Source organism: Pseudomonas marginalis (assembly GCF_008692035.1).
Classification (GTDB): domain Bacteria; phylum Pseudomonadota; class Gammaproteobacteria; order Pseudomonadales; family Pseudomonadaceae; genus Aquipseudomonas; species Aquipseudomonas marginalis.
Map to the genome: position 1 here is coordinate 3,096,228 of NZ_VTFG01000001.1, position 20,218 is coordinate 3,116,445.

The 20,218-nt window shown below is 58.2% G+C and carries 18 protein-coding genes, 2 tRNA genes and 1 rRNA gene; 4 read left to right on the forward strand and 17 right to left on the reverse strand.

Annotation, left to right across the window (positions count from 1 at the left end):
* Window positions 1-88 precede the first annotated feature (88 nt).
* The 12 genes from FX984_RS14470 to mrcB all read right to left on the reverse strand — a co-directional run bounded on the left by FX984_RS14470 (window position 89) and on the right by mrcB (window position 12,330).
* Window positions 89-164: transfer RNA gene (locus FX984_RS14470), tRNA-Ala, on the reverse strand.
* Between the two features lie 30 nt (window positions 165-194).
* A tRNA-Ile gene (locus tag FX984_RS14475) sits at window positions 195-271 on the reverse strand.
* A 161-nt stretch (window positions 272-432) separates the two neighbouring features.
* Window positions 433-1,966 (reverse strand): 16S ribosomal RNA (locus FX984_RS14480).
* Window positions 1,967-2,511: 545 nt separating this feature from the next.
* The gene (msrQ, locus tag FX984_RS14490) at window positions 2,512-3,132 is read right to left on the reverse strand and encodes a protein-methionine-sulfoxide reductase heme-binding subunit MsrQ (protein ID WP_027605400.1); all 621 of its coding nucleotides are present in this window, start codon (window positions 3,130-3,132) and stop codon (window positions 2,512-2,514) included.
* Window positions 3,132-4,145, reverse strand: coding sequence for a protein-methionine-sulfoxide reductase catalytic subunit MsrP (gene msrP, locus FX984_RS14495; protein ID WP_027605399.1), 1,014 nt, complete (start codon window positions 4,143-4,145; stop codon window positions 3,132-3,134). Before msrP ends, msrQ begins: the two co-directional genes overlap by 1 nt.
* Window positions 4,146-4,208: 63 nt before the next feature.
* Complete coding sequence (gene pssA / locus FX984_RS14500) at window positions 4,209-5,066, reverse strand: CDP-diacylglycerol--serine O-phosphatidyltransferase (RefSeq protein ID WP_027605398.1); 858 nt, start codon at window positions 5,064-5,066, stop codon at window positions 4,209-4,211.
* Between the two features lie 145 nt (window positions 5,067-5,211).
* Window positions 5,212-6,228 carry a ketol-acid reductoisomerase gene (gene ilvC / locus FX984_RS14505; protein ID WP_003176099.1) on the reverse strand — a complete coding sequence of 339 codons (1,017 nt, stop codon included), beginning with the start codon at window positions 6,226-6,228 and terminating at the stop codon, window positions 5,212-5,214.
* 47 nt (window positions 6,229-6,275) lie between these two features.
* Entirely contained in the window at window positions 6,276-6,767 is a 492-nt protein-coding gene (gene ilvN, locus FX984_RS14510) for an acetolactate synthase small subunit (RefSeq protein WP_003176102.1), read from the reverse strand.
* 2 nt (window positions 6,768-6,769) lie between these two features.
* A complete protein-coding gene (locus tag FX984_RS14515; RefSeq protein WP_146478299.1) occupies window positions 6,770-8,494 on the reverse strand; it encodes an acetolactate synthase 3 large subunit in 1,725 nt (574 codons plus the stop codon).
* A 431-nt stretch (window positions 8,495-8,925) separates the two neighbouring features.
* Entirely contained in the window at window positions 8,926-9,255 is a 330-nt protein-coding gene (locus tag FX984_RS14520; protein WP_027605396.1) for a YqcC family protein, read from the reverse strand.
* Window positions 9,255-9,989 carry a tetratricopeptide repeat protein gene (locus tag FX984_RS14525; RefSeq protein ID WP_027605395.1) on the reverse strand — a complete coding sequence of 245 codons (735 nt, stop codon included), beginning with the start codon at window positions 9,987-9,989 and terminating at the stop codon, window positions 9,255-9,257. The genes FX984_RS14520 and FX984_RS14525 overlap by 1 nt, the downstream gene beginning before the upstream one ends.
* Window positions 9,990-10,005: 16 nt before the next feature.
* Window positions 10,006-12,330, reverse strand: coding sequence for a penicillin-binding protein 1B (gene mrcB, locus FX984_RS14530; protein WP_027605394.1), 2,325 nt, complete (start codon window positions 12,328-12,330; stop codon window positions 10,006-10,008).
* A gap of 118 nt (window positions 12,331-12,448) precedes the next feature.
* Between mrcB and FX984_RS14535 the strand changes: the two genes are divergently transcribed.
* The 3 genes from FX984_RS14535 to FX984_RS14545 all read left to right on the forward strand — a co-directional run bounded on the left by FX984_RS14535 (window position 12,449) and on the right by FX984_RS14545 (window position 14,917).
* Window positions 12,449-14,005: a bifunctional aminoglycoside phosphotransferase/ATP-binding protein gene (locus FX984_RS14535; protein WP_092358308.1), complete on the forward strand. Its 1,557-nt coding sequence runs from the start codon at window positions 12,449-12,451 to the stop codon at window positions 14,003-14,005.
* Between the two features lie 92 nt (window positions 14,006-14,097).
* Complete coding sequence (locus FX984_RS14540; protein WP_027605392.1) at window positions 14,098-14,442, forward strand: pentapeptide repeat-containing protein; 345 nt, start codon at window positions 14,098-14,100, stop codon at window positions 14,440-14,442.
* A gap of 202 nt (window positions 14,443-14,644) precedes the next feature.
* The gene (locus FX984_RS14545) at window positions 14,645-14,917 is read left to right on the forward strand and encodes a TfoX/Sxy family protein (protein WP_027605391.1); all 273 of its coding nucleotides are present in this window, start codon (window positions 14,645-14,647) and stop codon (window positions 14,915-14,917) included.
* 244 nt (window positions 14,918-15,161) lie between these two features.
* On the opposite strand, the gene FX984_RS14550 is transcribed toward FX984_RS14545, so the two are convergent.
* From FX984_RS14550 to FX984_RS14560, 3 genes are read right to left on the reverse strand one after another with little or no spacing between them, the layout of a single operon-like run.
* The gene (locus FX984_RS14550; protein WP_098480923.1) at window positions 15,162-15,929 is read right to left on the reverse strand and encodes a heme ABC transporter ATP-binding protein; all 768 of its coding nucleotides are present in this window, start codon (window positions 15,927-15,929) and stop codon (window positions 15,162-15,164) included.
* Window positions 15,929-16,912 carry a FecCD family ABC transporter permease gene (locus FX984_RS14555; protein WP_169899832.1) on the reverse strand — a complete coding sequence of 328 codons (984 nt, stop codon included), beginning with the start codon at window positions 16,910-16,912 and terminating at the stop codon, window positions 15,929-15,931. The genes FX984_RS14550 and FX984_RS14555 overlap by 1 nt, the downstream gene beginning before the upstream one ends.
* Window positions 16,913-16,962: 50 nt before the next feature.
* Window positions 16,963-17,841 carry a heme/hemin ABC transporter substrate-binding protein gene (locus FX984_RS14560; RefSeq protein ID WP_092358302.1) on the reverse strand — a complete coding sequence of 293 codons (879 nt, stop codon included), beginning with the start codon at window positions 17,839-17,841 and terminating at the stop codon, window positions 16,963-16,965.
* 157 nt (window positions 17,842-17,998) lie between these two features.
* Between FX984_RS14560 and FX984_RS14565 the strand changes: the two genes are divergently transcribed.
* Entirely contained in the window at window positions 17,999-18,316 is a 318-nt protein-coding gene (locus tag FX984_RS14565) for a Rieske (2Fe-2S) protein (RefSeq protein WP_027605387.1), read from the forward strand.
* Here FX984_RS14565 and sfsA read toward each other — a convergent pair.
* Window positions 18,313-19,023 (reverse strand): DNA/RNA nuclease SfsA, encoded by a 711-nt coding sequence (sfsA, locus tag FX984_RS14570; protein WP_065925299.1) that lies wholly within the window; start codon window positions 19,021-19,023, stop codon window positions 18,313-18,315. The two genes, FX984_RS14565 and sfsA, sit on opposite strands and share 4 nt — an antisense overlap.
* Window positions 19,023-20,195, reverse strand: a complete 1,173-nt coding sequence (locus FX984_RS14575; protein ID WP_027605385.1) for a pyridoxal phosphate-dependent aminotransferase — start codon at window positions 20,193-20,195, stop codon at window positions 19,023-19,025. The genes sfsA and FX984_RS14575 overlap by 1 nt, the downstream gene beginning before the upstream one ends.
* Window positions 20,196-20,218: the final 23 nt, after the last annotated feature.

The following is a 20,218-nucleotide window of genomic DNA, read 5'->3' on the forward strand; positions in this document are numbered from 1 at the left end:
AACGATCTAATCAAAGACTAGAAATCAACATTCACCATCATACTGATGGAATGCTCATTTCTAAGCTTTCATAACGCAGAAGCAGTAGTGGTGGAGCCAAACGGGATCGAACCGTTGACCTCCTGCGTGCAAGGCAGGCGCTCTCCCAGCTGAGCTATGGCCCCGTATTTCTACAGGCGTTTCCCACACAAAATTGGTGGGTCTGGGCAGATTCGAACTGCCGACCTCACCCTTATCAGGGGTGCGCTCTAACCAACTGAGCTACAGACCCAATTTCGAGCTGCTAAGGCCGACCTCACCCTGCTCTTTACCACAAAGCATGGGGTGCGCTCTAACCAACTAAGCTACAACCCTTTAGGCTGCTTCTTATCGTCTTCTTCAATGAATCAAGCAATTCGTGTGGGAACTTATGGAGCAGCTGATGTCGTCGATTAAGGAGGTGATCCAGCCGCAGGTTCCCCTACGGCTACCTTGTTACGACTTCACCCCAGTCATGAATCACACCGTGGTAACCGTCCTCCCGAAGGTTAGACTAGCTACTTCTGGTGCAACCCACTCCCATGGTGTGACGGGCGGTGTGTACAAGGCCCGGGAACGTATTCACCGCGACATTCTGATTCGCGATTACTAGCGATTCCGACTTCACGCAGTCGAGTTGCAGACTGCGATCCGGACTACGATCGGTTTTCTGGGATTAGCTCCACCTCGCGGCTTGGCAACCCTCTGTACCGACCATTGTAGCACGTGTGTAGCCCAGGCCGTAAGGGCCATGATGACTTGACGTCATCCCCACCTTCCTCCGGTTTGTCACCGGCAGTCTCCTTAGAGTGCCCACCATTACGTGCTGGTAACTAAGGACAAGGGTTGCGCTCGTTACGGGACTTAACCCAACATCTCACGACACGAGCTGACGACAGCCATGCAGCACCTGTCTCAATGTTCCCGAAGGCACCCATCCATCTCTGGAAAGTTCATTGGATGTCAAGGCCTGGTAAGGTTCTTCGCGTTGCTTCGAATTAAACCACATGCTCCACCGCTTGTGCGGGCCCCCGTCAATTCATTTGAGTTTTAACCTTGCGGCCGTACTCCCCAGGCGGTCAACTTAATGCGTTAGCTGCGCCACTAAGAGCTCAAGGCTCCCAACGGCTAGTTGACATCGTTTACGGCGTGGACTACCAGGGTATCTAATCCTGTTTGCTCCCCACGCTTTCGCACCTCAGTGTCAGTATCAGTCCAGGTGGTCGCCTTCGCCACTGGTGTTCCTTCCTATATCTACGCATTTCACCGCTACACAGGAAATTCCACCACCCTCTACCATACTCTAGTCAGTCAGTTTTGAATGCAGTTCCCAGGTTGAGCCCGGGGATTTCACATCCAACTTAACAAACCACCTACGCGCGCTTTACGCCCAGTAATTCCGATTAACGCTTGCACCCTCTGTATTACCGCGGCTGCTGGCACAGAGTTAGCCGGTGCTTATTCTGTCGGTAACGTCAAAACCAGCAGTATTAATAATGCCCTTCCTCCCAACTTAAAGTGCTTTACAATCCGAAGACCTTCTTCACACACGCGGCATGGCTGGATCAGGCTTTCGCCCATTGTCCAATATTCCCCACTGCTGCCTCCCGTAGGAGTCTGGACCGTGTCTCAGTTCCAGTGTGACTGATCATCCTCTCAGACCAGTTACGGATCGTCGCCTTGGTGAGCCATTACCCCACCAACTAGCTAATCCGACCTAGGCTCATCTGATAGCGCAAGGCCCGAAGGTCCCCTGCTTTCTCCCGTAGGACGTATGCGGTATTAGCGTCCGTTTCCGAACGTTATCCCCCACTACCAGGCAGATTCCTAGGCATTACTCACCCGTCCGCCGCTCTCAAGAGAAGCAAGCTTCTCTCTACCGCTCGACTTGCATGTGTTAGGCCTGCCGCCAGCGTTCAATCTGAGCCATGATCAAACTCTTCAGTTCAAACATCTTTGGGTTTTTAAGAAACCCTAAACTTGGCTCAGCAATCGTTGGTTACATCTTTGATTTCTCGCGGAGTAACTTGTGATGCTGATAATCTTGTTGACTATCAGTCTGACTCCACAAGCACCCACACGAATTGCTTGATTCAGTTGTTAAAGAGCGGTTGGTTAAGAGCTTTCGTCTCAACCGAGGCGCGCATTCTACAGCAGCCTCATTTGCTGTCAAGTGATTATTTTCAGAAGCTTTCGAAGATTTCTTCAACAACTTCAACCACTTGCGCTTCCGATCTCTCGTCAGCGGGAGGCGAATTCTACAGCGTTACACGCTGCTGTCAACACCTCTTTTTCTCCGCTTTCGACCGAGAAGATCGAATCGTTAATAGCGCCAAACAACACGACTCTACCAACGCCTTCTGGGCTTCGATGAACTGAAGCAATCCGCTGCCTTATTCTGCATAACTCTTTGTTTACCAAGGAGTTTTACGTTTCGACTGCGCCGGAAGTGGGGCGAATTATAGACGTCTACAATCTGCGGTCAAGCGTTAATTACGCTTTTGTTGCAGTGGGTGCTTTTTTAGTAATAAGTCGGGGGATTCGGCGCGCCACTGGCGGTACACGCAGTACCAGAAGCAACGCACCTATAGAAGCATAGATAGCCCATTCCTTCAGATCAGCCCGCACGATCCACAGCATGTGCAACAGACCAAGCCCAAGAATCACATACACCAGCCGATGCAGCTTCTTCCAGCGACTACCCAGTCGGCGTTGGCTATAGCGATTCGACGTGAGCGCCAACACCAACAAAGACAAGAACCCCAGCGCCCCCACAATAATGTAGGGCCGCTTACGCAGCTCCACACCCAATTGCGACCAATCCAGCCCCAGGACAAACACACAGTAAGCCGCCAAATGCAGCACTACATAGGCAAAGCACCACAATCCAAGCTGCCGGCGCACCGCGATCCACCCCGCCCAACCGCTCAGTTTCTGCAGCGGCGTCATTCCAAGGGTAATCAGCAAGAGGATCAGGGTACCCAGGCCAAGCCGATCAACCAGCACCTTGCCCGGATCCGGCCCCAAGGCAAAACTCCATGCATCATACAGCCATAATAACGGCCACACTGCCGCAGCTATAAAAACGCCAATGCGCCAGATGGGGTAACGCATCAGTAGTTCTTCCGCAGATCGAGGCCTGTATATAAAGAGGCGACCTCATCCGAGTAGCCATTGAACATCTGCGTCTCACGCACATTGGGACTGAACAGCCCACTTGGCAGACGACGCTCCCGCGCCTGGGTCCAGCGGGGATGATCCACCGTAGGGTTCACATTCGCATAGAAGCCATACTCATCCGCCGCAATACTCTGCCAAGTGGTTTTGGGCTGCTCGCTTACAAGACTGATACGCACGATGGATTTCACGCTCTTGAAACCGTACTTCCAAGGTACGACCAGACGCAACGGTGCACCGTTCTGATTGGGCAACTCGCGCCCATACATGCCAACGGCAAGAATCGCCAAAGGGTTCATCGCTTCATCCAGACGCAGCCCTTCTACATAAGGCCAGTCAATCAAGCCAAAACTCGAACGCTGCCCAGGCATGCTCTTGGCATCCTGGAGGGTTTCAAAGCGGATGTATTTGGCCTTGGAGGTCGGCTCAACCTGCTTGAGTAAGGCAGAGATCGGAAAACCCATCCACGGGATGACCATCGACCACGCCTCGACACAGCGTAAACGGTAGATCCGCTCTTCTAATTGATAGGGCTTCATGAAGTCTTCAAGGGCGTAACGCCCCGGCTTTGCAACCTCGCCATCGATCACCACACTCCAGGGCTCGGTCTTGAGTGAGCCTGCATTTTTCGCAGGATCACCCTTGTCTGTACCAAACTCATAGAAATTGTTGTAGTGGGTTGCGTCCTTGAAGGGGGTGATGGACTCATCCTTGACCGTCACCGCCTGCCATTTCGTTGCCGGCAATTTTTCGGCAAACCAATTGGGCGCCTTGCCAGGCTCAACATCGGGATAACGCGCGGCCTCGTCAGCACTGACCCAACGCGGCAGGCTGCTGGCAGCAATGCCGGCAAGCGCACCACCGAGCAAGCTACGGCGAGAAAGGTAGAACGATTCAGGCGTGACATCCGATTCTTGGCAATCGGACGCTTTGGGCAATTTGATTAACATGGCAACTCCGCAGCATTGGAGAACTGATGCACCAATAGACTGCGGAGTATGGGGGAAATTACATTAAGGCAACGTTTTGTCCCGGCGCATATGCAGCAAGTACTGAATCGGCCCCGAAGCGGCGTAGACCAGGAAGGCCAACAGCAGAATCCGAGGAGGATCACTGAAGACCACCGCAAACACCAGTACCACTGCCAGGATCGCCACGAAAGGTACGCGCCCCTTGAGGTCAAGCTCCTTGAAGCTGTTGTACTTGATATTGCTGACCATCAGCATACCGGCAGCAGCAACCATCAACGCCACCAGGAACGACATTTTCGAACCCTGGATGCCGTAGTCGCTGAACGCCCAGACGATACCCGCCACTACGCCCGCCGCTGCCGGACTGGCCAGACCGATGAAGTAACGCTTGTCAGCAGTCCCCACCTGGGTATTGAAGCGAGCCAGACGCAACGCCGCACCCGCAACATAGATGAAGGCGACCATCCAGCCAACCTTACCCATATCACCCAGCGCCCAGGCGAAGGCCAGCAGTGCAGGTGCAACACCAAAGGCAACCATGTCCGATAGCGAGTCATACTCGGCACCAAAGGCGCTTTGGGTGTTGGTCATGCGCGCCACACGACCATCAAGGCCATCCAGCACCATGGCCACGAAAATCGCGATGGCAGCAAAGCCGAAATACTTGCTGGCGCTCGCCGCATCACCCGCCGCCAGGGCGCTTTGGGCACTCATTGAGTTGATGATGGAATAGAACCCGGCAAACAGGTTTGCCGTAGTGAACAGATTGGGCAGCAAATAGATGCCACGATGCCGGACCTTACGGCCTTCAGCGTCATGCCCTTCTTCGACATGTTCATCGATCGGTAGCAGGCTTTCGGCGTCAGAAGCCTGGCTTGGCTCTTCGGGACGTTCGCTCATGGACTTTACCTTGCAACGGTGTGAAAAAAATTCGACCAATACTTGCGGCGAGTGTTCGCCCGCAAACGATGCAGCTTTATACCAGAACCCGCCCCTCAAACGAAAAAACGCGGCCTAAGCCGCGTTTTCTGTTGATACGTACGACTTAGTTTTTGGCTTTGTCGACGATCTTGTTGGCACCGATCCACGGCATCATGGAGCGCAGTTGCTCGCCGATGACTTCGATACCGTGAGCAGCGTTGTTACGACGCTTGGCGGTCATCGAAGGGTAGCCGGTAGCACCTTCGCTGATGAACATTTTGGCGTACTCGCCGTCCTGAATACGTTTCAGGGCGTTGCGCATAGCTTGGCGGGACTCGGCGTTGATGACTTCCGGGCCAGTCACGTACTCGCCGTATTCGGCGTTGTTGGAGATCGAGTAGTTCATGTTGGCGATACCGCCTTCGTACATGAGGTCAACGATCAGCTTCAGTTCGTGCAGGCATTCGAAGTAGGCCATTTCCGGCGCGTAGCCAGCTTCAACCAGGGTTTCGAAACCGGCTTTAACCAGCTCAACGGTACCGCCGCACAGAACGGCCTGCTCACCGAACAGGTCGGTTTCGGTCTCGTCCTTGAAGGTGGTTTCGATGATGCCGGTACGACCGCCACCCACACCAGCAGCGTAAGACAGCGCAACGTTCTTGGCGTTGCCCGAAGCATCCTGGTAGATCGCGATCAGGTCAGGGATACCACCGCCTTTGACGAACTCGGAGCGTACGGTGTGGCCCGGTGCCTTCGGCGCGATCATGATCACGTCGAGGTCTGCGCGCGGTACAACCTGGTTGTAGTGGATCGCGAAGCCGTGGGAGAAGGCCAGGGTGGCGCCCTTCTTGATGTTCGGCTCGATTTCGTTCTTGTACAGCGCGGACTGGAACTCGTCCGGGGTCAGGATCATGACCAGGTCGGCGGCAGCAACTGCAGAAGCAACGTCAGTCACTTTCAGGCCGTGGGCTTCAGCCTTGGCAACGGTGGCCGAGCCTTTACGCAGGCCAACAGTCACGTCAACGCCGGAGTCTTTCAGGTTGCAGGCTTGCGCGTGACCCTGGGAGCCGTAGCCGATGATGGCGACTTTCTTGCCCTGGATGATCGACAGGTCACAATCTTTATCGTAATAAACTTTCATGAGGTTCCTCTATATATCCAGGCCGTAAGGCCATTCGCTAATTTGGGTTAGATGCTGAGTACTTTGTCGCCACGGGCAATCCCGGTGACACCACTGCGTACCGTTTCCAGAATCGAGGCCGTCCCGATCGACTGGATGAAGCTGTCCAGCTTGTCGCTCGTACCGGTCAGTTGAACGGTATAAACACTGGCGCTCACATCGACGATCTGCCCGCGATAAATATCGGTAGTGCGCTTGATCTCGGCACGTTGGGCACCCGTAGCCTTGACCTTGACCAGCATCAGCTCGCGCTCGATGTGGGCACTTTCCGACAGGTCGACCAGCTTGACCACTTCGATCAGCTTGTTGAGGTTCTTGGTGATCTGCTCGATCACCTCATCGTGGCCCACGGTGGTCAACGTCAGGCGCGACAAAGTCGGGTCTTCGGTCGGCGCCACGGTCAGGCTTTCGATGTTGTAGTTGCGTTGCGAAAACAGGCCGACAACACGAGACAGAGCGCCGGGTTCGTTCTCCAGAAGCAGGGAGATAATGTGCCGCATGATTAAGTACGCTCCGTCTTGTTCAGCCACATGTCGCGCATAGAGCCGTCTTTGATCTGCATCGGGTAGACGTGCTCACTGGTATCCACCTGAATATCGATGAACACCAGGCGGTCCTTCATGGCGAACGCTTCTTCCATCTTCGGCTTCAGATCTTTCAGATCGGTGATGCGAATGCCAACGTGGCCATAAGCCTCAACCAATTTGATGAAATCCGGCAACGATTCCATATAGGAATGGGAGTGACGGCTACCGTAGCTCATGTCCTGCCACTGACGAACCATGCCCAGCACGCCGTTGTTCAAGCAGACAATCTTCACAGGAAGACCGTACTGCAGGCACGTCGACAGCTCCTGGATGTTCATCTGAATGCTGCCTTCACCAGTGACGCAGGCAACGTCAGAGTCCGGGAAACTCAGCTTCACCCCCATGGCTGCCGGGAAACCAAAGCCCATCGTGCCCAGGCCACCGGAGTTGATCCAGCGGTTAGGCTTGTCGAACTTGTAGTACTGCGCGGCGAACATCTGGTGCTGGCCCACATCGGAGGTCACAAAGGCGTCGCCCTTGGTCACTTCGCAGAGCGTCTCGATCACGGTTTGTGGCTTGATGATGCTGCCGTCGCCCTTGTCATAAGGGAACAGGCCACGGTCACCACGCCATTCGTCGATCTGCTTCCACCAGCTGGCAACGGATTCCTTGTTCGGCGTCTCGCCGATGTCCTTGAGTGCAGCGACCATTTCGGTCAATACACTTTCTACCGGACCTACGATCGGCACATCGGCCTTGATGGTCTTGGAGATGGACGCCGGGTCGATGTCGATATGGATGATCTTGGCATTCGGGCAGAACTTGCTCGCGCCATTGATCACGCGGTCATCAAAACGCGCGCCCACTGCCAGGATCACGTCGGCGTGGTGCATGGTCAGGTTGGCGGTGTAGCTGCCGTGCATGCCCAGCATGCCCACGAACTGACGGTCCGTACCCGGGAATGCGCCGAGGCCCATCAGGGTGTTGGTGACCGGCAGCTTGAGCAGCTTGGCCAGTTCGGTCAGCGGTGCAGAACCGCCGCCCAGGATCACGCCACCACCTGAGTACAACACGGGACGCTTGGCCGCCAGGAGCATTTCTGCCGCCTTGCGGATTTGCCCCGAGTGCCCACGAACGGCCGGGCTGTAGGAACGCAGCTTGGCTTTCTTCGGGAAAACGTATTCGAATTTTTCAGCCGGGTTGGTCATGTCTTTCGGGATATCGACCACGACTGGACCCGGGCGACCGGACTGCGCGAGGTAGAAGGCCTTTTTCATGACGTCCGGGATTTCCGACGCATGCTTGATCATGAAGCTGTGTTTCACGATCGGCCTGGAGATACCGATCATGTCGGTTTCCTGGAACGCATCGGTCCCCACCATGGTGCTTGGCACCTGGCCGGAAATGATCACCATCGGGATGGAGTCCATATAAGCAGTCGCGATGCCAGTAATGGCATTGGTTGCGCCTGGGCCGGAGGTTACCAGTACCACACCGGCTTTACCGGTGGCACGGGCATAACCGTCAGCCATATGGGTCGCGGCCTGTTCGTGGCGAACCAGGATGTGGGTAACAGCCGGTTCCTTGAACAGTGCGTCGTAAACATGCAGCAGAGCACCACCTGGGTACCCGTAGATATAGTCGACGCCTTCGTCACGCAAAAAGCGGACGAGCATCTCACCGCCAGATAAAAGCTCCACGTTGTTCACCTCTAAAACGCCAGAATACCGTCCGTTGAAAACCGACGGGTCTTAATAGGTTTACTTCTCAACAGAGCATGAGCGACGGTGGTCGCCGACTACGTCAGCACTGACTGAGCAAGTATTGGGATCGTCCCAAGTGTTGCGGGCTTTTCCCACCCAGCGCGAGGTAACGCGTTGCGGGTGTAACAGGTCGGCGCGGATGTGCGCCTCATGATCTGCTGAGCGGGCCTGCTTCTGACAGTCCCGATACAGCGGACTTTGGATTCTTCTGTTTCAGGCCTCTCAAGTCAAGCAATAATTGCGCTTTTTTCCAACTAAGCGCATGAGAACGTAGAAGAAAGGGCTTTGAGGAGGGATAAAACTCGCCTGAATGTCGTCAAGCGGTAGAAATGTGCGCAAGACTGCCGGAAAAACCGGCAGCCAGGCAATTAACGAGCGTCGACGATCAGTTGATCGAACTTTTTCAGCGCATTACGCAAGCCAAGGCTCTCTCGCGGCCGATCGGCATAGACCATCTCGGCCATTTCGAGAATGCCTGAAGCATTCGGCAACGGCAGGTCCTGTTCGAGGATCTGTTTCATGCGCACCAGGAAGATCCATTGCAACCACTGGTGGAAGTCCAGTGTGTCGACCGCAAACGGCTCGACGCTGCTGAGCGCCTCGACGCTTGGGGACACCTCATCCCACCAGCCCTGCACGCGCAATTCGCGCTCGATCAGCAATAACTGTTCGGCAATCGCGGGAAACCGTGCATCCATCAGAGGCTGACCTTGGCTTTTTGCCGAGCCTGGGCAGCGCCGGCAGCGTCACCTTGTGCTGCACGCGCATCGCCGATCAACGCCCACAGGCTGGCTTGCAGGTCGGGACGACCGTTGGCCAGCGTGAGACCACGACGAGCAAATTGTTCGGCCTGGGGCGCATCGCCCTGGGCCATGCGTACCTGGGCCAGGCGATACAGCACTTGCGGCTCGCGCGGAGCAACACGTTGCGCACGCTCAAGGCTGGATGACGCACCATTCAAGTCACCACCCGCCTGCTGTTGCTGCGCGGTGGTCAGCAAGGCCAGCACCGGGCCGTCCAATTGCTCGTCGGCTGACAAGCCGCCAGCGCTGGAGGACGATGGAATGCCACTCGGCGTCGACGGCATGGTGTAGGTACCCTGGTTGATCGGCGCGGTCTGCATCGGCGCGGCATCGATCGGCCCGGAGGTGCTTGGCCCAGGCGTCCAAGGCTCGGCACTGATTGGCGCCGAGGTAGCTGCACCGCCGCCCGGCACCATCACGACCACACCCGAATCCTGCGGCACGGCCTGAGGCCTGGCCTGGGCCGGACGGTTGGTCACGGTTTGGCGGAAACCGCCATTGGCCGAGATACGGTCATTATTGGAGACAGCTGTACTCGAATCCACCACAGGAATAGAGCCGCGCTGCACGCTGGAGCAACCGCCGAGCAAAGCCAGAGCTGTAATAGCTGGAATCCACCACTTGTTCACTTGAAACCCTCTTTGCTTAATTCATCCAGCCCTTGACCCAATCCATCACCGATTCCGCATCTGCAGGGGCTCCGCCACCGCACGCAGCACCGGCTGGTGGTTCGCTGCCGCGAATATACGGCATCTGCACCGCGCCCGGACAGTTGGCATCGGAGCCCTGGCCGGTATGCGGATCAATCCAGGCCTGCACGATGTTATCCGGCTGCGGCATGTTCAACGGCAGCGGATCGGCCTTGCGCATGAAACTGGTCCAGACCTGCAGCGCGCCGGTGGCACCGGTGAACGGCGTCTTGCCATTGTCGTCACGGCCCAGCCATACCACGGCGAGCACATCCTGGCCGAAACCTGCGAACCAGCTGTCGCGCGAGTCGTTACTGGTACCGGTCTTGCCCGCCAGTGTCAGGTTGGCAGGCAACACCTTATAGACCGAGCTGCCGGTACCTTCACGCATCACACGTTGCATGGCGTTCTGGATCAGATAGATGGAGCCCGCGTCGAAGCGTTGCTGAATCTGGAACGGATAGCGCTTGAGTGGCTCACCCTCGGCCGTCAGTACACTGCGGATCCCGCGCATCGGGGTATTGAAGCCACCGTTGGCGAGGGTCTGGTACATGGTCGCCACTTCAATCGGCGTCATGGCACCGGCCCCCAGCAGAATCGACGGGAAAGCCGGGAATTCGCGGGTGATGCCCAGGCGCGCCAGTGTCTTGAGGACATTCGGCACGCCAACCTCCAAGCCGAGCCGGGACGTGGAAATGTTGTAGGAATGGGCCAAGCCCTGGTACAGGAACACCGTACCGTGGGAGCGGCGATCAAAGTTCTGCGGCGTCCAGACCTGGCCGTCGCCCCCCTTGACCGACAGCGGATCATCCGACAGCCAACTGGTGAGGGTGTATTTGCTCGGTTTTTCCAGCGCCGTCAGGTAGACCGCCGGCTTGACCAGCGAGCCGATCGGCCGCACGGCATCCAGTGCGCGGTTGAAACCGGCAAAGCTGGCCTGGCGACTGCCGATCATGGCCTGGACTTCACCGGTTTCCGGGTTGGTCACCACCATGGCGGCTTCTACTTCGTCGGCGCCCTTACGGCCCGTCAGGCGCTTGAAGGTGTCGTTGACCGATGCTTCTGCCTTCATCTGCAGGATCGGGTCGAAGCTGGTGAAGATCCGCAGGCCTTCTTCGGTCAAGTCTTCGTCGCGATAGTCTTCACGCAACTGGCGCTTTACCAGATCGATAAAGCCTGGGAATGAACTGTCCGCCAACTTCCCGCGGGTTGTCACACCCAGTGGCATTTTCTTCGCCGCGGCCACTTGTTCCGCCGTGGCAACGCCTTGCTGTTCAAGCACATCGAGCACCAGGTTACGGCGCTCAAGCGCACGCTCCGGATTACGACGCGGGTTGTAGTAGGAAGGCCCCTTGACCATGCCCACCAACAAGGCCACTTGATGCAGCTTCAACTCCGACAGCGGTTGACCGAAGAAGAACTGGCTGGCCAAACCGAAGCCGTGCACCGCGCGCTGACCATCCTGGCCGACGAATACCTCGTTGAGGTACGCCTCAAGGATCTCCTGCTTGCTGTAGTGCAACTCGAGCAGCATCGCCATCATGGCTTCGGTGAGCTTACGGGTCAGGCTGCGCTCGTTGGTCAGGTAGAAGTTCTTCACCAACTGCTGGGTCAGCGTACTGCCGCCCTGGGTCATCCTGCCGCCGGAAGTATTCACCCAGACGGCACGGGCAATCGACTTCGGCGAAACGCCCCAGTGACTATAAAAGTCGCGGTCCTCTACAGCCACCAACGTTTCCAGTAGATACGGCGGCACCTGATCAAGCTTGATCAGGATGCGATCTTCAAGGTTCTTCGGGTAAATCCCGCCGATCATCAGCGGTTCAAGGCGTACCACCGGCAACTTCGAGCCGTTGAGGGACGACAGTTCGGCCACGTAGTCGCCGGAGAAGCGCACGCGCACAGGCTGGGCTTTCTCCAGCCCTTCATAGAACTGAAAACCGCGAGTATTGAGGTCGACGGTGTTGCCGCTGACCGCAGCCGCCCCCGGACCATTGCTCACGGGTTCGCGTCGATAGCCCAGGGCGTCGAGTTCGGTGAGGAAGTCATCCTTGCTCAGCTTCTGGCCGGTGAACAGTTCCAGCGGGCGTGCGTACACCTTGGCCGGGATAGTCCAGCGCTTGCCGGAGAACTTCTCCTGGACCACAGCGTCGAGGTACACCGCAAAGCCAGCGAGCACCACAAGGCCTACAAGGCCGAGCTTGAGCGCCCAGCCAAGCCACGGGCGCAGGCCGCGGGAAGGAGGTTTTTTACGGGAACGGGGAGATCGGGTTCGAGTCATGGCGGCGGATTATACGCACTTTATTGATGATCAACATGAGCCGGACAGCGGTTTGCACGACCGCCCGTAGCAGCCATAATGCGCGCCATGATCTCCCCCCGACTCTGAAGGATCGCCCGTGAGCCAGTCACTGATCGCAGCCCTGCAAAACCCGGCTTTGTACCCTCATCCGGTTGAAGCGTTCCAGGTCATCGAAACGCATATTTCATGGGTGGTCCTGACCGGCCCCTATGCCTATAAATTGAAGAAACCGATGAACTTCGGGTTCCTGGACTTCACCGACCTGGAGAAACGCGGGCACTTCTGCAACGAAGAACTGCGCCTCAACCAACGCCTGACCACAGATCTGTATCTGGAAGTGTTGCCGATTACCGGTACAGCCGAAGCCCCACAATTGGGTGGCGACGGCCCGGTGATCGAATATGCCCTGAAGATGCGTCAGTTCCCGCAAAGCCAATTGCTCAGTACTTTGCAGGCCAATGGCGAATTGACCGCCACGCACATCGATGAAATGGCCAGGCAGATCGCACGCTTTCACCTCACCGCACCAAAAGTGCCGCAGGACCACGCGGCCGGCACCCCCGATGAAGTGATGGCGCCGGTACGGCAGAACTTCGACCAGATCCGTCCATTCCTCAGCGACAAGGCCGACCTGATTCAACTGGAAGCCCTGCAAGCCTGGGCCGAAAGCAGCTTCGAGCGCCTGAAACCGCTGCTGGCACAGCGCAAGCTCGACGGTTTCACCCGCGAGTGCCACGGTGATATCCACCTCGGCAACGCCACCTTGATTGACGGCAACGTGGTGATCTTCGACTGCATCGAGTTCAACGAGCCGTTTCGCTTCACCGATGTGTACGCCGACACCGCTTTCCTGGCCATGGACCTGGAAGACCGCGGCCTCAAGTCCCTGGCGCGGCGCTTTATCAGCCAGTACCTGGAACTGACCGGTGACTATCAGGGCCTTGAAGTGCTGAACTTCTACAAAGCCTACCGCGCCCTGGTGCGTGCCAAGGTGTCGCTGTTCAGCATGCCGAGCGAGGCAAGCCCGGTACAGCGCGCCACCACCCTGCGCCAATACCGCAACTACGCCAACCTGGCGGAAAGCTACAGCACCATTCCATCGCGCTTCCTGGCAATTACCCATGGCGTCTCGGCAGTGGGCAAAAGCCACGTGGCCATGCGCCTGGTGGAAGCATTGGGCGCTGTACGCCTGCGCTCGGACGTGGAGCGCAAGCGCATGTTCGGCGAGCAGCAGGTGGAAAACACGCCCCAGGCTGGCATCTATGCGTCCGACGCCAGCGCCAGGACCTACGCTCGCTTGAATGACATCGCGGATACCGTGCTGCGCGCCGGCTTCCCGGTAGTACTGGATGCCACCTTCCTCAAACGCGAACAACGCGACGCCGCAGCCAAAGTGGCCGAAGCCACGGGGGCGCCTTTCCTGATCCTGGACTGCAACGCGCCACAGGCGGTTATCACCAGTTGGTTGGCGCAACGTCAGGCCGACAAAAACGATCCATCCGACGCGACCCTGAGCGTTATCGAAGAACAACAGGCCAACCGTGACCCACTGACCGCTGAAGAACTGTTACTGAGTAAACGCGTCGAGACCAATCAAAGCGGGACCCTCGATGCGTTGGTCGCACAAATTCGCCAGCGCCTGCCAGGTCTGTAAGAAAAATTTCTTGGGCGTGTCGTCTACTTGGACGCACGCCCAAGAAATAGTGGCACTATAATGGCGTCATAATTCCAACAGGAGTCGTTTTCATGAGTCAGCCCAAGCTTCTAGATACACCGCTCTACGCACTCCTGCATAAAGACGATATCCGTGGTTTCAACCAGGAACGCCCTGCAGGCGGCATTATCGACATGCGTGGTGGCGACTTCCGTGGACTGGACCTGCGCGACCTGAACGCCACCGGCGTGGACTTCACCGACGCGTATTTCCGCTCCGCCGACTTGCGCGGCCTGGATTTGCGCGACTGCTCACTGGAAGGCGCCAGCCTGGCCCATGCGCAGATTTCGGGCACCTACTTCCCGCCTGAATTGACTGCCGATGAGATCCTCATGTCGGTCAATTTCGGCACGCGACTGCGCTACCGCACCAAGTAAGATTCGATCCAAGCCCGACTACGCGCAACGCGTAGCGGGTGCTTCACGCCTGCCCCGCGTCAAAATCCCCGCGCCATTCTTATAAGCTTTTTGGCCGTTTCGGACCAAAGAACTACGCTTTTCCTACTGAGCGCTACACTGCTGTTCAGGCCTGCCTGGTCACGATACCCACCGCACCATTCGGCCGTCGCAAGGAGGCTTGATGAACGATGAGCTGCAACACCTGAAAAACCTCGGCAAGACGTCAGCGCAGTGGCTGCATGCGGTGGGCATCCACAGTGCATCCGACTTGCGCCGCCTGGGAGCGGTCGATGCGTATCGAGCCGTCAGGACTCGCGGGTTTCGCGCATCAAAAGTGTTGCTCTATGCGATCGAAGGGGCCCTGATGGACGTGCACTGGAATGACATTCCGGTCGAGCGTAAGGAGGCGTTGAACCGCCAGCTGGATGCCATTTCAGCGCGCCAGAAGAGCTAGATCGTCAGCAAGGCCCAATGTTTATGCGCACTTCGAACGGACGTTTGAGGAAAAACGCAGATCCTTCAAAAACAACTGTTGACTCTCAAATGAGAATCGTTATGATTATCACAACTGGTCGCGAGATCAGCCGATAACTGAAAGACCATTGGTTCGGACTCTCAGATTATCTCCTCATCAGGCTAATCACGGTTATTTGACCCGGCTTTTGCCGGGTCTTTTTTTGCCTGTGAAAAAGCACGCCTCAGCGAGCAATGATTAACGGGTGGCCCCGCTCCGGGTGCGGCTGAACCAATACTTCCAAACCAAACACGGCCTTAAGCGGCTCGGGCCGCAGCACCTGCGCCGGTGTATCCAACGCGTGGGGACGGCCCTGCTCCAGCAGCAAAATGCGATCACAGTAGCGCGCGGCCAGGTTCAGGTCATGGAGGATCACCAGCACCGCCGCACCACGATCGGCAAAGCGGCGGATCGCTTGCAGGGTCGTGTGCTGATGCAGGGGGTCCAGCATCGATGTCGGCTCATCCAGCAGCAATGCCTGCCCCGCCTCACCCGGCCATAGTTGCGCCAGCACCCGCGCCAAGTGCACACGTTGACGCTCGCCACCAGACAGCGCCAAGTAACTGCGACCTTTCAAGTGTGCGACATCCGCCGCCAGCAAGGCTGCGTGGATAATTTCATCATCGCGCACACGCCCCGCCTGGTGGGGCAAACGGCCCATGCCGACCACCTCTTCGACACGGAACGCGAAGTCCAGGGTCGAGGTTTGTGGCAACACCGCCAGCCGTTGCGCGCGCTGCGGTCCGCTCCAGTCTTTCAACGCCTGCTGCCCCAACCACACCTTGCCCTGATCCGGGTGCAACTCGCCGCACAACGCCCCCAGCAACGTACTCTTGCCCGCACCATTGGGACCCAGCACACCGATCACTTCACCCGGCAGCAACTCCAGAGTGACGTCCGCCAGCACGACCTTGTGGCCACGCCGGATCTGCAGGCCTTCAACACGCAGCATCAGGCACGCCCCCGTAACAACAGGTAAAGAAAAAACGGCGCACCAATAAACGCAGTCACGATACCAATCGGCAATTCAGCCGGCGCCAAGGCCAGTCGCGCAACCAAGTCGGCAAACAGCAACAAACTCGCGCCCGCCAATATCGACGCCGGCAACAGCACGCGGTGATCAGGCCCGGCCAGCAACCTGACCAGATGCGGCACCACCAGCCCGACAAAACCAATCATGCCCGCCGCAGCCACCGCAGCACCTACACCTAATGCGGTACAGAACACCAACTCGCGCTTGAGCCCTTCAACATCAATTCCCAGGTGACTGGCCTCGGATTCGCCGAGCAACAGCGCATTCAACTCCTTGGCCCGGCGCGGCAACCAGAGCGCCACACCGGCACTGACCAGCAATAAGGGCCATAACCGCGAATAGCTCGCGCCGTTGAGGCTGCCAAGGTTCCAGAACGTCAGGGTGCGCAGGGTGGCGTCGTCCGCCAGGTAGGTGAACAGGCCCACTGCCGAGCTTGCCAGTGCGGTGAGGGCAATGCCGGCAAGCAGCATCGTCGCCACATTGGTCTGACCGTTACGGCGCCCCAGCCGATAAACCAGCGCGGTCACGCCCAGCCCGCCTAGAAACGCGCACAGCGACAGCACATAAGGCCCGAATGCCTCCGGTAACCCACCAAAAAACGCACCGCCGACAATGGCGATTGCCGCCCCCAGTGCCGCCCCGCTGGAAACCCCGACCAACCCCGGATCGGCCAGGGGGTTACGAAACAAACCTTGCATGGCCACACCGGACAATGCCAATACGCCGCCAACCGCCAAACCGAGCAACGTACGCGGCAAACGAATCTGCCCCAGGATCAACTCAGCCTGCTCCAGGCCTTGCGCCTCTATCGGCACGCCCATCAAGCGCAATGCCGCCTTGAGTGTATCCAGCAACGGCAAGCTTACCGGGCCCAGTGCCAACGAGAGCCAGGTCGCCAACAGGCATAACAGCGCCAGGCCGATGAACAGCGTTTTCGGCTTAACCAGCGTAGTCATGGGGCAGGTTTAGCCTGTGACGGGTAAAAACCGGCCGAGAGCTTCACCAGACTTTGCGGCAGACGAGGCCCGAGCCCGCCAACCAGCAGGGTCGGGTCAAGCTCGAACACGCGGCCACGCTTGGCCGCCGGCGTCGAAGCCAGGATCGGATTCTCCTTGAACAACGCCGCGCGCGCCGCGTCTCCGGTAAGGGCACGATCGGCAAACACCAGCACATCCGGGCTCAACCCTGCCAACGACTCCGCCGAAAACGGCTTGTACCCGCTGTGGGTAGCCAGGTTATGCCCGCCCGCCTGCTGCACCACCCAATCGCCCGCGGTGTCCTTACCGGCAATCAGTGGCTTGCCGCCAGCATGGCCGATCAGCAGCAACACGCCCGGTGCCTTCTGCGCGGCCTGCGCCTTGGCGACCCAGCTTTTCTGCTGATCAAGGGCCCGTTCATATCCGGTAAACAATGCACTGGCCTTAGCCTCATCTCCCAGCAACTTGCCCAGGTGCTGAAGATTACCCTTCAAGGTCGGCAAATCCGGCTGCGCCGAGAACATCTCGACCTGGACACCTGCACTGCGAATCTGCGCCAGCACCGGTGGCGGCCCCATCTCTTCAGTCCCCACCAGCACCTGTGGGCGCAGGCTGAGAATGCCTTCGGCCGACAATTGCCGCTGATAGCCGATACTTGGCAACGCCTTGAGCGATTCAGGATGCTGGCTGGTGGTGTCCACGCCGACCAACTTCGGCTCACCGCCCAACGCCGTAACCCATTCCGACAGCGCCCCACCGGCACTCACCCAGCGTTGTGGCAGTTCAGAGGCTTGCGCCCCATGGTTGACCAGCAGTCCGACAACAAGCGCAACAGCGCTGGCACTCAGGCGCATAACAGGGTTTCCTTCCAAAGGGCAGGGCCTTTCGAGCACTCATCGATGTGACAGATAACCCCTGGCGGACATCGAACTGAGCACCCAGTCAGCTAACGGGCGAAGCCGGCATTTGATAATTGTTTGCATTTGAACGTCAAGGCACTTAAGGATTGAAATGAAGTTTCTCTGCCCCTCGGACACGCTCGCGCCCAACAGCAGCCTCGGTTTTACGATGGATGGCACGCCGCTGCTGGCGGTACGCCGGGACGGCATCGCCTACTTCTATATCAACCGCTGCCCACATCGCGGCATTCCACTGGAGTGGCAACCCGACCGGTTCCTTGACGACAGCGCCAGCCTGATCCAATGCGCCACCCACGGCGCGCTGTTCCTGATCGAAAGCGGCGAGTGCATTGCCGGCCCATGCGCAGGTAAAAGCCTCAAGGCCCTGCGCGGTCGCGAAGACGCACAGGGCCTGTGGGTGGATCTCTAGTCGAGCAGCACGTCTAACCGACGGTCCACGCAAATCTCCTCGGATGTCACGCGCACCCCATACGCCAACACTTCCACCCCGGCAGCTTTAGCTTCGCGCAAGGCCGCACCATAGGCGGCATCGATTTCCAGCGCCGGGCGCACCGCGTCAATCCCCGAGAGGTTGACGCAATACAACTGCACCGCCCGCACACCTTCACGCGCCAGATGCGCCAGTTCCCGCAGGTGCTTGGCGCCACGCTGGGTCACCGCATCGGGGAAGGCAGCAACCCGGGTGCCATCAAACCCCAGCGTGACACTTTTGACTTCCACATACGCCGCGCCGTCGGGATATTCGAGACGAAAGTCGATGCGGCTTTTCTCCTGGCCGTAAGGCACTTCCCGCTTCAACGCGGTGAAACCGTTGAGTTCAGTGATCACGCCAGCGCGCAACGCCTCCTCGACCAACGGATTGGCGCGTGCCGTGTTAACGCACGCCAAGCGGCCCTGGGGCGTTTCGGCAATTTCCCAGGTGCCGGGCAACTTGCGCTTGGGGTCATTGGAGCGACTGAACCAGACCTGCCCGCCTTCCACCATGCAGTTGAGCATCGAACCGGTATTTGGGCAGTGAATAGTCAACAACTCGCCGGTAACGGTTTCGATATCGGTGAGAAAGCGCTTATAGCGGCGAATCAGCCGGCCTTCTTCGAGGGGAGGATAAAAGCGCATCAGCCTTGCCAGCTCCGCAGGCCACGCTGGATTCGTTCCACCGCCTCCTGTAGCCGATCAAGGTTTTGCGTGTAGGCAAAGCGCACATGATGACCCGCTTGATAGCGACCAAAATCCAGACCGGGTGTGAATGCGACATGCTCGGTTTCGAGGAAATGACGACAAAATGCGAAGGCATCTGCGCCGAACGCACTGATATCGGCGTACAAATAGAACGCACCTTCCGGCTCTACGGCAATCCCGAAGCCCAACTCGCGCAAAGCGGGCAGCAGGAAGTCGCGACGCCGGCCAAATTCGGCACGGCGCTCCTCCAGAATGCTCAGGGTTTGCGGGGTAAAGCAGGCGAGCGCGGCATACTGGGCCATGCTGGGCGCGCTGATATACAGATTTTGCGCCAGTTTTTCCAGGTCGCCGACCGCAGCCGGCGGCGCCACCAGCCAGCCCAGGCGCCAGCCGGTCATGCCGAAATACTTCGAAAAACTATTCAGGACGAAGGCCTCATCGTCGACCTCCAGCACGCTGGCGGCGTCAGTGCCGTAGGTCAGGCCGTGATAGATCTCATCCACCACCAAATGGCCGTTACGCGCCTTGATTGCGTCGGAAAGCCCGGCTAATTCATCGCGCGTGAGGATCGTGCCGGTGGGATTCGCCGGGGAGGCAACCAACGCGCCCACGCTGTCCTGATCCCAGTGTCTGGCCACCAGGTCAGCGGTCAGTTGATAACGCACTTCAGGGCCTACCGGCACCAGTTGCGCGGCACCTTCCACCAGGCGCAGGAAGTGCCGGTTACACGGGTAACCCGGGTCTGCCAGCAGCCAATGCTTGCCGGGGTCCACCAACAGGCTGCTGGCCAACAACAGTGCGCCGGAGCCCCCGGGAGTGATCAGGATACGCTCGGGATCGACGTTCAATCCGTAGCGCTGCTGGTAGAAACCGCTGATGGCTTCACGCAATTCCGGCAGGCCACGGGCCGCGGTATAGCGGGTCTTGCCATTGGCCAACGCCGCCTGGCCGGCCTGGATGATCGGCTCGGCCGTGGTGAAATCCGGCTCGCCGATCTCCAGGTGGATCACATCATGGCCTGCCGCTTGCAGCTCATTGGCTCGCGCCAGCAACGCCATGACATGAAAAGGTTCGATAGCGCGACTGCGCGCACTGTAGGGCTGAGCCATTAGCCTTCCTTAACGGTGAGGAC

Bases quoted from the DNA above. Each gene is read 5' to 3' on its own strand.
- msrQ (WP_027605400.1), bottom strand. From the start codon at position 3,132: ATGCGTTACCCCATCTGGCGCATTGGCGTTTTTATAGCTGCGGCAGTG.
- msrP (WP_027605399.1), bottom strand. From the start codon at position 4,145: ATGTTAATCAAATTGCCCAAAGCGTCCGATTGCCAAGAATCGGATGTC.
- pssA (WP_027605398.1), bottom strand. From the start codon at position 5,066: ATGAGCGAACGTCCCGAAGAGCCAAGCCAGGCTTCTGACGCCGAAAGC.
- ilvC (WP_003176099.1), bottom strand. From the start codon at position 6,228: ATGAAAGTTTATTACGATAAAGATTGTGACCTGTCGATCATCCAGGGC.
- ilvN (WP_003176102.1), bottom strand. From the start codon at position 6,767: ATGCGGCACATTATCTCCCTGCTTCTGGAGAACGAACCCGGCGCTCTG.
- FX984_RS14520 (WP_027605396.1), bottom strand. From the start codon at position 9,255: ATGGATGCACGGTTTCCCGCGATTGCCGAACAGTTATTGCTGATCGAG.
- mrcB (WP_027605394.1), bottom strand. From the start codon at position 12,330: ATGACTCGAACCCGATCTCCCCGTTCCCGTAAAAAACCTCCTTCCCGC.
- FX984_RS14540 (WP_027605392.1), top strand. From the start codon at position 14,098: ATGAGTCAGCCCAAGCTTCTAGATACACCGCTCTACGCACTCCTGCAT.
- FX984_RS14545 (WP_027605391.1), top strand. From the start codon at position 14,645: ATGAACGATGAGCTGCAACACCTGAAAAACCTCGGCAAGACGTCAGCG.
- FX984_RS14550 (WP_098480923.1), bottom strand. From the start codon at position 15,929: ATGCTGCGTGTTGAAGGCCTGCAGATCCGGCGTGGCCACAAGGTCGTG.
- FX984_RS14560 (WP_092358302.1), bottom strand. From the start codon at position 17,841: ATGCGCCTGAGTGCCAGCGCTGTTGCGCTTGTTGTCGGACTGCTGGTC.
- FX984_RS14565 (WP_027605387.1), top strand. From the start codon at position 17,999: ATGAAGTTTCTCTGCCCCTCGGACACGCTCGCGCCCAACAGCAGCCTC.
- sfsA (WP_065925299.1), bottom strand. From the start codon at position 19,023: ATGCGCTTTTATCCTCCCCTCGAAGAAGGCCGGCTGATTCGCCGCTAT.
- FX984_RS14575 (WP_027605385.1), bottom strand. From the start codon at position 20,195: ATGGCTCAGCCCTACAGTGCGCGCAGTCGCGCTATCGAACCTTTTCAT.